Source organism: Pseudomonas sp. NY15463 (assembly GCF_048068415.1).
Taxonomy (GTDB): domain Bacteria; phylum Pseudomonadota; class Gammaproteobacteria; order Pseudomonadales; family Pseudomonadaceae; genus Aquipseudomonas; species Aquipseudomonas mosselii_C.
Genome location: NZ_JBLUQD010000007.1, coordinates 387,392 through 400,338 on the forward strand (window position 1 = coordinate 387,392; position 12,947 = coordinate 400,338).

At 61.2% G+C, this 12,947-nt stretch carries 10 protein-coding genes and 5 tRNA genes; 1 reads left to right on the forward strand and 14 read right to left on the reverse strand.

Features of this window, described 5'->3' with window-relative positions:
- Nucleotides 1-202 precede the first annotated feature (202 nt).
- Nucleotides 203-529: an Arc family DNA-binding protein gene (locus tag ACNFIC_RS19675; protein ID WP_138218239.1), complete on the forward strand. Its 327-nt coding sequence runs from the start codon at nt 203-205 to the stop codon at nt 527-529.
- Nucleotides 530-624: 95 nt separating this feature from the next.
- Here the strand turns inward: ACNFIC_RS19675 and mgtE are convergent, their stop codons facing one another.
- The 14 genes from mgtE to astA form a co-directional block, all read right to left on the reverse strand.
- Complete coding sequence (mgtE, locus tag ACNFIC_RS19680) at nt 625-2,067, reverse strand: magnesium transporter (protein ID WP_138218240.1); 1,443 nt, start codon at nt 2,065-2,067, stop codon at nt 625-627.
- A gap of 386 nt (nt 2,068-2,453) precedes the next feature.
- A tRNA-Arg gene (locus ACNFIC_RS19685) sits at nt 2,454-2,530 on the reverse strand.
- 72 nt (nt 2,531-2,602) lie between these two features.
- A tRNA-Arg gene (locus ACNFIC_RS19690) sits at nt 2,603-2,679 on the reverse strand.
- 72 nt (nt 2,680-2,751) lie between these two features.
- Nucleotides 2,752-2,828, reverse strand: a tRNA-Arg gene (locus tag ACNFIC_RS19695).
- A gap of 70 nt (nt 2,829-2,898) precedes the next feature.
- A tRNA-Arg gene (locus ACNFIC_RS19700) sits at nt 2,899-2,975 on the reverse strand.
- 48 nt (nt 2,976-3,023) lie between these two features.
- Nucleotides 3,024-3,114, reverse strand: a tRNA-Ser gene (locus ACNFIC_RS19705).
- Between the two features lie 72 nt (nt 3,115-3,186).
- Nucleotides 3,187-3,375, reverse strand: a complete 189-nt coding sequence (gene csrA / locus ACNFIC_RS19710; protein ID WP_003254503.1) for a carbon storage regulator CsrA — start codon at nt 3,373-3,375, stop codon at nt 3,187-3,189.
- Between the two features lie 165 nt (nt 3,376-3,540).
- On the reverse strand, nt 3,541-4,776 hold the full coding sequence (locus ACNFIC_RS19715) for an aspartate kinase (RefSeq protein WP_138218241.1): 1,236 nt from the start codon (nt 4,774-4,776) through the stop codon (nt 3,541-3,543).
- 80 nt (nt 4,777-4,856) lie between these two features.
- Nucleotides 4,857-7,481: an alanine--tRNA ligase gene (gene alaS / locus ACNFIC_RS19720; protein ID WP_138218242.1), complete on the reverse strand. Its 2,625-nt coding sequence runs from the start codon at nt 7,479-7,481 to the stop codon at nt 4,857-4,859.
- 275 nt (nt 7,482-7,756) lie between these two features.
- The gene (gene astE / locus ACNFIC_RS19725; protein WP_138218243.1) at nt 7,757-8,764 is read right to left on the reverse strand and encodes a succinylglutamate desuccinylase; all 1,008 of its coding nucleotides are present in this window, start codon (nt 8,762-8,764) and stop codon (nt 7,757-7,759) included.
- Between the two features lie 10 nt (nt 8,765-8,774).
- On the reverse strand, nt 8,775-9,065 hold the full coding sequence (locus ACNFIC_RS19730; protein WP_138218244.1) for a topoisomerase II: 291 nt from the start codon (nt 9,063-9,065) through the stop codon (nt 8,775-8,777).
- A 15-nt stretch (nt 9,066-9,080) separates the two neighbouring features.
- Nucleotides 9,081-10,430: an N-succinylarginine dihydrolase gene (astB, locus tag ACNFIC_RS19735; RefSeq protein ID WP_138218245.1), complete on the reverse strand. Its 1,350-nt coding sequence runs from the start codon at nt 10,428-10,430 to the stop codon at nt 9,081-9,083.
- Nucleotides 10,431-10,453: 23 nt separating this feature from the next.
- The gene (gene astD / locus ACNFIC_RS19740) at nt 10,454-11,917 is read right to left on the reverse strand and encodes a succinylglutamate-semialdehyde dehydrogenase (RefSeq protein WP_138218246.1); all 1,464 of its coding nucleotides are present in this window, start codon (nt 11,915-11,917) and stop codon (nt 10,454-10,456) included.
- Nucleotides 11,918-12,946: an arginine N-succinyltransferase gene (astA, locus tag ACNFIC_RS19745; RefSeq protein WP_138218247.1), complete on the reverse strand. Its 1,029-nt coding sequence runs from the start codon at nt 12,944-12,946 to the stop codon at nt 11,918-11,920. It lies immediately after the preceding gene.
- Nucleotide 12,947: the final 1 nt, after the last annotated feature.

Here is a 12,947-nt window from a genome sequence, read left to right on the forward strand (position 1 = left end):
TGATAATTGGTACTGGCAGAAAGCCTTTATCCAGATCACTATTTGTCACAGAATTGACGCCAAGGAAACGGCGACATTGAGGCAAGATGACTAACCAAAATCCAACGACGGTTGAACATTTTGTCGTCGCCGCGGTCGTACCACCACCGTGCGGCCAATTTGAGAACCGCTTCCCCTGAACCAGAACAACCGGTCAATTTATATGCGCCCAATGAAACAGGCTATCTATTCGAGCCGCACCGCTGACAAGTTCGTCGTCCGCCTGCCAGATGGGATGCGAGAGCGCATTGCCGAGGTAGCGCGCAACCATCACCGCAGCATGAACTCCGAGATCATCGCCCGCCTGGAACAGAGCCTTCTTCAGGAAGGTGCGCTGGGTGACGAGCTGAGCATGCGCCTGGACAGCCCAGAGCTCAGCCTGCACGAACGCGAGCTGTTGCAGCGTTTCCGTCAACTGTCACACCGACAGCAGAACGCACTGGTTGCCCTCATCGCCCACGATGTAGAGATGGCCGCCGACGCGTCCTGATCGAGCAACTGACGCCGCACACGAAAAAGCCAGCAAAAGCTGGCTTTTTCGTGTGCGGCTCATGCGATGCCTACCGCGTGGGCACCCCTACTGCATCAGAGCAGGAACAAGGTGGCCAGCCCAAGGAAGATGAAGAAGCCACCGCTGTCGGTGACGGCAGTGATCATCACACTCGACCCCATAGCCGGGTCGCGACCAAGGCGCGTCAGAGTCATCGGAATCAACACCCCCATCAGCGCCGCAAGCAGCAAGTTCAAGGTCATGGCGGCGGTCATCACCAAGCCCAACGACCAGCTGCCATACAGCCAGAACGCCACCGCCCCGATCACCCCACCCCAGATCAGACCATTGAGCAGTGATACCGCCAGCTCCTTGCGCATCAGGCGACTGGTGTTGCCCGGCGTCACCTGATCAAGCGCCATGGCACGCACGATCATGGTGATGGTCTGGTTGCCGGAGTTGCCACCGATACCGGCCACGATCGGCATCAATGCGGCCAACGCCACCAGTTTTTCGATGGAGCCTTCGAACAGGCCGATGACCCGCGAAGCGAGGAAGGCCGTGATCAGGTTGATGGCCAACCAGGCCCAACGGTTGCGCAGCGAGCGCCAGACCGACGCGAAGATGTCTTCCTCTTCACGCAAGCCGGCCATGTTGAGCACTTCGCTTTCGCTTTCCTCGCGGATCAGATCGACCATCTCATCGATGGTCAAACGACCGATCAGGCGCTCGTTCTTGTCCACCACCGGGGCAGACACCAGATCGTAACGTTCGAAGGCCTGAGCCGCGTCATAGGCATCTTCCTCGGGGTGGAATGCCACCGGGTCGTTGGCCATGACGTCGGCGACCTTCTTATCCGGGTCGTTCACCAGCAGACGCTTGATCGGTAACACGCCCTTGAGCTTGCCGTCGTAGTCGACGACGAACAGCTTGTCAGTGTGACCAGGCAGCTCCTTGAGGCGACGCAGGTAACGCAGCACCACTTCGAGGCTGACGTCTTCGCGGATGGTCACCATCTCGAAGTCCATCAGCGCACCGACCTGCTCCTCGTCGTAGCTCAAGGCCGAGCGCACGCGCTCGCGCTGCTGGGCATCGAGGCTTTCCATCAGCTCGTGGACAACATCGCGTGGCAGCTCAGGCGCGAGATCGGCGAGTTCGTCGGCGTCCATTTCCTTGGCGGCAGCCAAAAGCTCGTGATCGTCCATATCGGCGATCAGGGTCTGGCGTACAGCGTCGGAGACTTCGAGCAGGATATCGCCGTCGCGATCCGAACGTACCAACTGCCAGACCGTCAGACGGTCTTCCAGCGGCAAGGCTTCGAGGATATAGGCGATGTCGGCAGGGTGAAGGTCGTCAAGCTTGCGTTGCAGTTCGACGAGGTTCTGGCGATGGACGAGGTTTTCCACCAGGTCGTGGTGGTGGCCTTCCTGACGGTGCGTCAGGTCTTCGACCACCCGCTGGCGCTGCAGCAGCTCGATCACCTGAGCCAGGCGATCCTGCAGGCTCTCTTGGGCTTTCTTTACTTCGATTTCAGTCATAGGCGAACTCCACTCCCAGCAGTGGGCACGCCGGGAGATTCAATCAGGCAAATCTGGCTGTATGAAACGGATTAACGAGTAACTACTGGGTAAGTCCATGGTGGGATTCCACAAGCCCCGGCGGGGCTGACGGGCGCAATCATACACTGTACAAGCTGTCGGATCGCTTAAATTTTTGGCCAGAACAATCGTTTGCGCGCTAAAGCTGTGACAACGCTCGAAGCCAACAGTGCGACGGCGCACAGACGGTAAAAAGCACATGAACGGGTAAAGGCAGGAAAACCCGGAGTGATTGGCATCTAGCCTCAGCCGGCCAATCGAGCGCTACCGCAGTGAATGCAGTAGATAAAGAAAAAGCCCGCTTTGATAAGCGGGCTTTTCAGATATGGCGGACTCAGCAGGATTCGAACCTGCGACCGCTCGGTTCGTAGCCGAGTACTCTATCCAGCTGAGCTATGAGTCCGTGGTTGGTAGTTTTAGACCAGATTACCACTGGCTTGTTGAAGCGTCTTCGTCAGCAAAGCCACTTCAAAAGTGGCGGACTCAGCAGGATTCGAACCTGCGACCGCTCGGTTCGTAGCCGAGTACTCTATCCAGCTGAGCTATGAGTCCGTGGTTGGTAGTTTTAGGCCAGGTTACCACTGGCTTGTTGAGGCGTCTTTGCAAGCAAAGCCACTTCAAAAATGGCGGACTCAGCAGGATTCGAACCTGCGACCGCTCGGTTCGTAGCCGAGTACTCTATCCAGCTGAGCTATGAGTCCGTGGGGTATTTTTAGACCAGGTTACCACTGGTTGATTGAAGCGACCTTGCAAACAAAGCCACTTCAAAAGTGGCGGACTCAGGAGGATTCGAACCTCCGACCGCTCGGTTCGTAGCCGAGTACTCTATCCAGCTGAGCTATGAGTCCGTGTCTTACTGTGCCATTCAGATCGCCAGAAGCGCTCTAGGCAAATAATGGCGGTGAAGGGGGGATTCGAACCCCCGATACCCTTATGAGGTATACTCCCTTAGCAGGGGAGCGCCTTCGGCCACTCGGCCACCTCACCGCAACACGGGGCGTATATTAACCAGACCCCTCCCCGTTTGCAAACCCTTTTTTGAAAAAAACTTCAAAAAAATTAAAGGCTTGGTTCTTCGTCCTTCTCTTTCTTGATTCGCAGGTAGATTTCTTCGCGGTGAACGGCCACTTCCTTGGGCGCGCTCACGCCAATACGCACCTGGTTGCCCTTGACACCCAGGACCGTCACGGTGATCTCACCATCTCCAATGATCAGGCTCTCGGCGCACCGACGAGTCAGAATCAGCATACTTTTCTCCTTACAGGGATCTACAGGAATAACAGTCTGTGAAAAACAGGCAGTGCCGGGGACGACGGCATTGCCCGGTTGGCGATTGAAGGCGCCTGGACAGAAGCCCCTCCAAAAGCCAGAAACGCGAAGGGCGCGGCAAGCCGCGCCCCTCTTGGCTGCGCGTCACTCGCCCTGTCGGGCAGGCGCATCGAGCTCGAACGCGGTGTGCAGCGCGCGAACAGCCAGCTCCAGGTACTTCTCTTCGATCACGACCGAGACCTTGATCTCGGAGGTGGAGATCATCTGGATGTTGATGCTCTCCTTGGCCAGGGCTTCGAACATGCGGCTGGCGACACCGGCGTGAGAACGCATGCCAACACCGACGATGGACACCTTGGCGATCTTGGTGTCGCCGCTGACTTCACGTGCGCCGATTTCGCGAGCAGTGTTTTCCAGCACGCTCAACGCTTTCTCGTACTCGTTGCGGTGCACGGTGAAAGTGAAGTCGGTGGTGTTATCGTGCGAAACGTTCTGCACGATCATGTCTACTTCGATGTTCGCGGCGCTGATCGGGCCGAGGATCTTGAAGGCGACGCCTGGAGTGTCCGGGACGCCACGAATGGTCAGCTTGGCCTCATCACGGTTGAAGGCGATACCGGAAATGATCGGCTGTTCCATGGATTCCTCTTCATCAATGGTAATGAGGGTACCCGGACCCTCCTTGAAGCTGTGCAGCACGCGCAGCGGAACGTTGTACTTGCCGGCGAACTCCACCGAACGAATCTGCAACACCTTGGAGCCGAGGCTGGCCATTTCCAGCATCTCTTCGAAGGTGATCTTCTCCAGGCGCCGGGCCTGAGGCACGACGCGCGGGTCGGTGGTGTAGACGCCATCGACATCGGTGTAGATCTGGCACTCATCGGCTTTGAGCGCTGCCGCCAAGGCCACGCCAGTAGTATCCGAACCACCACGCCCGAGGGTGGTGATATTGCCGTGCTCGTCGACGCCCTGGAAACCTGCCACCACGACCACACGCCCGGCCTTGAGGTCGGCGCGAATTTTCTGGTCGTCGATCTGCAGGATGCGCGCCTTGTTGTGAGCGCTATCGGTAAGGATGCGCACCTGGTTGCCGGTATACGAGACCGCCGGTACGCCACGCTTCATCAAGGCCATGGCCAACAATGCGATGGTCACCTGCTCGCCAGTCGAGACGATGACGTCCAACTCGCGAGGCTCTGGTTTATCGCAGATCTGCTTGGCCAGGTCGATCAGGCGGTTGGTTTCACCGCTCATGGCCGACAGCACGACCACCAGGTCGTCGCCCGACTCACGGAATTTCTTGACCTTGTCGGCAACCTGCTCGATCCGCTCGATGGAACCGACAGAGGTACCGCCAAATTTCTGTACGATCAACGCCATTTCAAAGGTGCCTCAGCCCACAAGGGCCCCAAAAAACAATCCAACATGAGGGACGGCGACCAGGCCGCCGCCCCTGCATCTCAAAGTCCCTGCTCGGCGAACGGCACTGCCAAGGCCAGGGCGCTGTCCAAGGCTGCGACGTCAACGCCACCGCCCTGGGCCATATCCGGGCGACCACCGCCCTTGCCACCGACCGCCGCAGCGGCTTGTTTCATCAGGTCGCCAGCCTTGAGTTGGCCGGAGAGGTCCTTGGTCACGCCAGCCACCAGCACGACCTTGCCCTCATGCTCACTGCCCAGCAGGATCACTGCGTGGCCGAGCTTGTTCTTCAGTTGATCGACGAGCGCCAGCAGCGCCTTGCCATCCTGCCCATCCAGGCGGGCGGCGAGCACCTTGGCACCCTTGACCTCAACGGCCGCATTGGAGAGATCGTCCCCGGCGGCGCTGGCGGCCTTGGCTTGCAGCTGCTCGAGCTGCTTTTCCAGCTGACGGTTGCGCTCAAGCACAGCCGACAGCTTGTCGATCAGGTTGTCACGGTTGCCCTTGACCAGTTGCGCAGCTTCCTTGACCTGCTCTTCGGCAGCGTTCAGGTAGGCCAGTGCAGCAGCGCCGGTGACCGCTTCGATACGGCGTACGCCAGAGGCCACACCGCCCTCGCTGATGATCTTGAACAGGCTGATGTCGCCGGTACGCTTGGCGTGGATACCACCGCACAGCTCGACGGAGAAGTCGCCGCCCATGCTCAACACACGCACGGTATCGCCGTACTTCTCACCGAACAACGCCATGGCGCCCTTGGCCTTGGCAGTCTCGATGTCGGTCAGCTCGGTTTGCACTTCGGTATTGCGCCGAACTTCGCGGTTGACGATTTCTTCCAGGGCCTTGATCTGCTCAGGCTTGACCGCCTCGAAGTGGCTGAAGTCAAAACGCAGGCGCTGGCTGTCGACCAACGAGCCCTTCTGCTGCACGTGCTCGCCCAGCACCTGGCGCAGCGCTTCGTGCAGCAAGTGGGTCGCGGAGTGGTTCAGCGACGTGGCGTGCTGCACCTCGGCGTCGACCTTGGCCTCGACCGTGGCCCCGACGCTCAGCGCACCGCTGGCGACTACGCCGTGGTGCAGGAAGGCGCCACCGGTCTTGGTGGTGTCACGCACGTCGAAGCGCACTGCACCGGCTTGCAGGAAGCCGGTGTCGCCCACCTGGCCACCGGACTCGGCATAGAACGGGGTGCGGTCCAGGACCACGACGCCCTGCTCGCCTTCGCCCAACTGCTCGACAGCCTGACCGTCCTTGTACAGGGCAATCACCTTGCCCTGGCCTTCGGTGACGTCGTAACCGAGGAAATCGGTAGCCGTGTCGACCTTGACCAGGCTGTTGTAGTCCATGCCAAAGGCGCTGGCGGAACGGGCACGCTCGCGCTGAGCTTCCATTTCCCGCTCGAAACCGGCCTCGTCGAGGGTCAGTTCGCGCTCGCGGGCGATGTCGCCGGTCAGGTCCATCGGGAAGCCGTAGGTGTCGTACAGCTTGAACACCACATCACCCGGCACTACCGAACCCTCGAGCTGGGCCAGGTCCTGTTCGAGGATACGCAGGCCCTGCTCCAGGGTCTTGGCGAACTGCTCTTCTTCAGCCTTGAGCACGCGCTCGATGTGTGCCTGCTGGCCTTTGAGTTCCGGGAAGGCCTCGCCCATCTCGGCCACCAGGGCCGCGACGATCTGATAGAAGAAGCTGCCTTTGGCCCCCAGCTTGTTGCCATGCCGGCAAGCGCGACGAATGATGCGGCGCAGCACGTAGCCGCGGCCTTCGTTGGACGGCAGCACGCCGTCGGCGATCAGGAAGCCGCAGGAGCGGATGTGGTCGGCGACCACTTTCAGCGAAGCCTGGCCTTCGTTGCTGCAACCGATGGCCTTGGCCGCCGCGTCCAGCAGGTTCTGGAACAGGTCGATCTCGTAGTTCGAGTGCACGTGCTGCATCACCGCACTGATGCGCTCAAGGCCCATGCCGGTGTCCACCGACGGGGCTGGCAGCGGGTGCAGGACGCCATCGGCAGTGCGGTTGAACTGCATGAAGACGTTGTTCCAGATCTCGATGTAACGGTCACCGTCTTCTTCCGGCGAGCCAGGCGGGCCGCCCCAGATGTCGGCGCCGTGGTCATAGAAGATCTCGGTGCACGGGCCGCAAGGGCCGGTGTCGCCCATGGTCCAGAAGTTGTCGGAGGCGTACGGGGCGCCTTTGTTGTCACCGATGCGCACCATGCGCTCGGCCGGCACACCGACTTCCTTGGTCCAAATGTCGTAGGCTTCGTCGTCACTGGCGTAGACGGTGACCCAGAGTTTCTCCTTCGGCAGGTTCAGCCACTTGTCCGAGGTCAGGAAGGTCCAGGCGAAGGTGATGGCATCGCGCTTGAAGTAGTCACCGAAGCTGAAGTTGCCCAGCATTTCGAAGAAGGTGTGATGACGAGCGGTGTAGCCGACGTTTTCCAGGTCGTTGTGCTTGCCGCCGGCGCGCACGCATTTCTGGCTGCTGGCCGCGCGGGTGTAGGCGCGTTTTTCCTGACCGAGGAAGCAGTCCTTGAACTGGTTCATACCGGCATTGGTGAACAGCAGGGTCGGGTCATTACCCGGGATCAGGGAGCTGGAGGCGACGCGAGTGTGTCCCTGCTCTTCGAAGAAGCGAAGGAAGGCTTCACGGATTTCTGCGCTTTTCATAGGTTCTTCCACGGAAACGGCGGCCACGTCGAAACGACGGCAAAGGGCCGCATTATATCGGTCCTGCAGTCTGGGTGCAGTGTGTTTATGCGATAGAAACCGTCGTTTGGACGGTTTTTAGCGGCTTGAAAACCAAAAAGACATGGCGCGATGCTAAATGCAGGCTTTCGTCACTGGCAAGCCGATTAGCAGCCAAGGGAGGGGAAAAGCGAATAGGTGCTGATGAAAGGGCATTCAACCCCGATCAGGATCCCACCTAAACGCGCGGGCGGCCGTCAGTCCAGGCGCTGCCCCGAATCCGGCACGATCAGAATGCCGGCGCGCAAGCCATTGCGTACCTTGGGGTTAGGGAAGATGATCCGCGCCCCCTCCTCCTCCACGATCCAGCGCGTCTCGGCGAGGTCCTCGGCCAGCAGGTAGCCCTTGCTCAGTTCGGAGAAGTTCTCGATGTCTGCGGGCAGGTGCAGGTGGAAATTGTCACTGTGCTTGATGATCTCACGGGCCACGCTGAACAGTTTCAGGCCCTCGAGGGACTGCTCGGTTTCAGGCTCGGTGTGCTCGATGATCTGAATCAGCCGCGCTTCGAGCCGATCAAGATTGACCTGCTCGTTCTGCCCGAACGGACGCGCCTTGCCCAGCTCCAGGGTAAAGGCCTCGGCGTCGAGCTGCTCGTAGGTGAAAGCGCTGAAGGTAATCGATGACTTGCTCTGCAATAGCACCGCTTCCATACCGGCCGCCGCCAGGCGGGCCAACTCGCGGCGCGAGTGCTTGCGCCCTTCCTTGTACGGATAAAGTGCGAACTGCTCGATTTTCGAGCCACGAATGGCCGTGTGCAGGTCGTAGTGCAGGCGGGTACGCTCAGGCTTGCTGAAGAACACCCGAGCGAACTGCTCGAGCTCTGCAGCACGCAACGCCTCGAACCCACTGGAAAGCTCATGCCGGCCATTGAACAGGCGATTGATATCCTGCTCGATGAAACGCTCGCCCTTGCGGATCGCCGCCGGATTGCCGAACAGGAACAATATCCTGGCCCGAGGCTTGATCTTGCCGTTGGCCACCCCATGCAGGAGCCGTTCAAGCAGCTCGATCGGCGCAGTCTCGTTGCCATGGATCCCGGCCGACAGCAACAGGTCGAGCTGGCAGTCCTCGGCTTCGGGCGGACGCACCTCCAGCGCGCCCTCCCCCAGCCAGCGCAAACGCACGCCCCTGGGAGTCACTTGGGTCTTCTCGGCCGGTTCGTGATCGGTCAGGGTCAGCTCAAGCAATTTGCCAAGGGCGAGCATAGGCGCTTCCTTAGTGGTGGTGGCCGCAGTCCGGGCCGTGGACGTGATCGTCGTCTTCACCGGCATCGGCCGGTTCCATCTCCAGTTGCAGGCTCACCAGGTTGGTGGCCATCGGGCGCAGCAGCAGGTTGGCGTACTCCGCATCGCCTTCCTCGACGTCGACACCGATCAGCAACTGGCCACGGCCGTCCTGCTGAATCCAGACCTCCTTGCCTTGCCAGACCACGGCAAAGCGGGTGCAGGAAGTTTCCAGCTGGGTGCCGTCTTCATCTTCCAGGATCAGGCGCAGGGCATCGGACATTGCAAATTCTCTCTATCAAGGTTGGCGTTGGAACGGATAGACCGAGCCCAGCTTGAGAATGCCGGTCAGTTCATCCAGTGCCGTGCGGCATTCGTCCAGCAACTGTGGGTCGGCCAGGTCCGCTTCACCGAGGCGATCGCGGTAGTGCTTGTCGACCCACTGCACCAGGGTGTCGTACAGCGGGGCGGTCATGATAACGCCTGGATTGACCGCCGCCAGTTCCGATTCTTTCAGCGCCACGCGCAAGCGCAGGCAAGCCGGGCCGCCGCCGTTCTGCATGCTCTGCTTGAGGTCGAATACCTTGACCTCCTTCACCGCACCGCCTTGGTGGGTGAGTTGCTGCAAGTAGTCCCATACGCGCTCGTTGTTGCGACACTCCTCCGGCACGACCAGCAGCATCGAGCCGTCGTCGCGGCTGAGCAACTGGCTGTTGAACAGGTAGGAGCGCACTGCGTCCTCTACCGTAACCGCCGAACGCGGCACGCAAATGCCCTGGAAATTACCGCCCTTGCTGGCCAGTTTAGCCTGCAGCTGGGCAAGCACCGCTTCGGTTTCAAGAAACGCGTCCTCGTGGTAGAACAGCACCTCACCGTTGCCCACCGCGATCACATCGTTGTGGAACACCCCCTGGTCGATCACCGCGGGATTTTGTTGAGCGTAGACCACCCCACCCTCGCTCAGCCCGTGCAGACGCGCCACTGCCTGCGAAGCCTCCAGGGTCTGGCGCGCCGGATACTTCTGAGGCGCCGGGTAGCGGCTGTCGAAGGCGCTGCGGCCGTAGACGAAGAACTCGACGCCGGCCTCGCCGTAGCTGCGGCAGAAACGCGTGTGATTGGCCGCCCCTTCGTCACCGAACTGCGCCACTGCCGGCAGCGCCTCGTGATGGGCAAAAACGCGCGCGTCGTGGAACATCGCCCCCAGCACGCGGCTGGTGGTCGGGTGCTCGATGCTGCGGTGGTACTTGCAATTGAGGTTGGCGGCAGTGAAGTGCACGCGACCATCGGCAGTATCGGCGCTCGGGCTGACGGTCGCGGCGTTGGCCACCCACATACTCGACGCCGAGCAACTGGCCACCAGCAAGGGCATGGCTTGCTTGGCGGCACCTTGAATCACCTCGGCGTCACTGCCCGAGAAGCCCAGGCGGCGCAGTGCTGCCACATCCGGGCGCTCTTGCGGAGCCAGCACGCCCTGCTTGAAGCCCATGTCCATCAACGCTTTCATCTTCGCCAGGCCCTGGCGCGCCGCTTCGCGCGGGTTGGAACCCTGCTGGCTGTTGCTCTGCGAGGCCACGTTGCCGTAGGACAAGCCGCCATAGTTGTGGGTCGGCCCCACCAGGCCATCAAAATTCACTTCGTAGGATTTCATCGGCTAGGCTCCGAGACCGGTTGTTATAGGGTGACGCCCGGCGTCAGAGTCGCCGGCAATGCAAGGCTGGCGGTCTCCAGCGATGCCACAGGGTAGGCGCAATAGTCGGCTGCGTAATACGCACTGGCGCGGTGGTTGCCACTGGCACCGACACCCCCGAACGGCGCGCTGCTGGCAGCGCCAGTCAGTTGCTTGTTCCAGTTGACGATACCTGCACGGCTGCGCAACCAGAAGTGCTGGTAGCGCGCGTTGGAGTCCGACAACAGGCCAGCGGCCAGGCCATATTGGGTGTTATTGGCCTCCTCGATGGCAGCATCGAAGTCGGCGTAGCGAATCACCTGCAACAGCGGCCCAAACAACTCTTCGTCCGGGCGCCCGGCCACCCCGGTGACATCCAGCAGACCAGGGGTGAGCAACGCGGAACCGACCTGCGGCTGGGTCATTGGCAAAAGGGCCACAGCGCCCTTGCCGAGCAGTTCGGCCTGGGCTGTCAGCAGCGCCTGTGCAGCCTGCAGCGAAATCACCGAGCCCATGAACGGCGCCGGTTGCTGATCAAAGGCGCCGACGCTCAGGCCACGGCTGACTTCCACCAGGCGCGCAAGCAAACGGTCGCCCCAGGCGCCTTGCGGCACCAGCAGACGACGGGCACACGTGCAGCGCTGCCCGGCAGAAATGAACGCCGACTGGATGATGGTGTACACCGCCGCATCCAGGTCCTTGACCTCGTCGACCACCAGCGGATTGTTGCCGCCCATTTCCAGGGCGAGAATCTTGTCAGGGCGCCCGGCGAACTGCTGGTGCAGCAGGTTACCGGTACGGCTAGAGCCGGTGAAGAACAAGCCGTCGATGCCAGGGTTGGCAGCCAAGGCGACGCCTGTCTCTCGGGCGCCCTGCAACAGATTGAGCACCCCTGCCGGCAACCCGGCTTCGATCCAGCATTGCACCGTCAGCTCAGCGACCTTGGGGGTCAGCTCGCTGGGTTTGAACACCACACAGTTGCCCGCCAACAGCGCCGGGACGATATGGCCGTTGGGCAGGTGTCCAGGGAAGTTGTATGGGCCGAACACGGCCACCACACCGTGCGGCTTGTGCCGCAACACAGCGGTGGCGTCAGCCAGTGGGCCGCTTTTTTCGCCGGTACGCTCCCGGTAGCTCTGCACCGAGATCGCCACCTTGTTGACCATGCTGGTAACTTCAGTCGCCGACTCCCACAACGGCTTGCCGGTTTCCTCGCCAATGCACTGCGCCAACGCGTCGGCGCGGGCCTTGAGTGAAGCGGCAAATGCTTCGAGGACGGCGATGCGCGCATCCAGGCTCAGTTGCGCCCAGCCAGGGAAAGCCTGGCGCGCCGCCGCAACGGCGGCCTCGACCTGGCTCGCATCGGCACCCTGCCCAGCCCAAACCACGGCCTGGGTGACTGGATTGAGCGATTGCAGCGGCTCGCCGAGCCCGGCCTGCCATGCACCGGCAATGAAATGCGTGGTCATTTACTGGGCCTCCCGACTGGCTGTCAGCGGCACCGCGCGCACGTTGTCGCCGACCCCCATGCGTAGGCGCTTGGCGGTCAAGGGATCGACCACCAAGGTACCGGCTGCCAGGCGCGCGGGGGCGGCAGTGATACGACAGTCATCGCGCTTGCGGTTATGGATGATGTAAGGCGTCGCGTCATCGCCCGGGGTACCGACGGCCAGCACCAGGGTCTGACTTTCGCGCACCGCGCGGATTTTGGCGGTCTCGCATTCGATGGCAGGGCCGGCGTCGAAGATGTCGACGAACCCCTGGTAGTTGAAGCCTTCACGCTTGAGCATCGCCAGCGCAGGCTCGGTGTCCGGGTGCACGCGACCAATCGCGCTGCGCGCAGCCTCCGACAGGAAACAGGTGTACAACGGGAACTTGGGCATCAGCTCGGCGATGAACGACTTGTTGCCAACGCCGGTGAGGTAGTCGGCCTGGCTGAACTCCATCTTGAAGAAGTGTCGGCCCAGGCTTTCCCAGAAAGGCGAACGGCCGTGTTCATCAGACATGCCGCGCATTTCGGCGATGATTTTCTTACCGAACAAGTCGGGGAATTCGGCGATGAACAGCATCCGCGACTTGGACAGCAGGTGACCGTTACGCCCGCTGCGGTAATCGCTGCGCAGGAACAGCGAGCACAGTTCCGAGTTGCCGGTCAGGTCATTGGCCAGGAACAACGTGGGGATTTCACGGTAGATGTTCAGTTCCTGAGAGGCGCTGACAGTCAGGCCGACCCGGTAGTTGTACCAAGGCTCGCGTAAACCCACGGCACCCGCGATGGCGCTGATGCCCACCACCAGGCCCTCATCGTTCTCCAGCACGAACAGGTAGTCCGTGTCGCCGCGCTCGGCTTGGCCGCTGAAACTCTTCTCGGCCCAACCCACACGCCGGGCGAGTCGCTCTTCATTGGCCGGCAGTGTAGTCAGCCCGGTAGTTCCAGTGCTGCGGGCCAGGTCGATCAGCGCGGGTAAATCGCTGCTGCGTACGGGACGAACGATCATG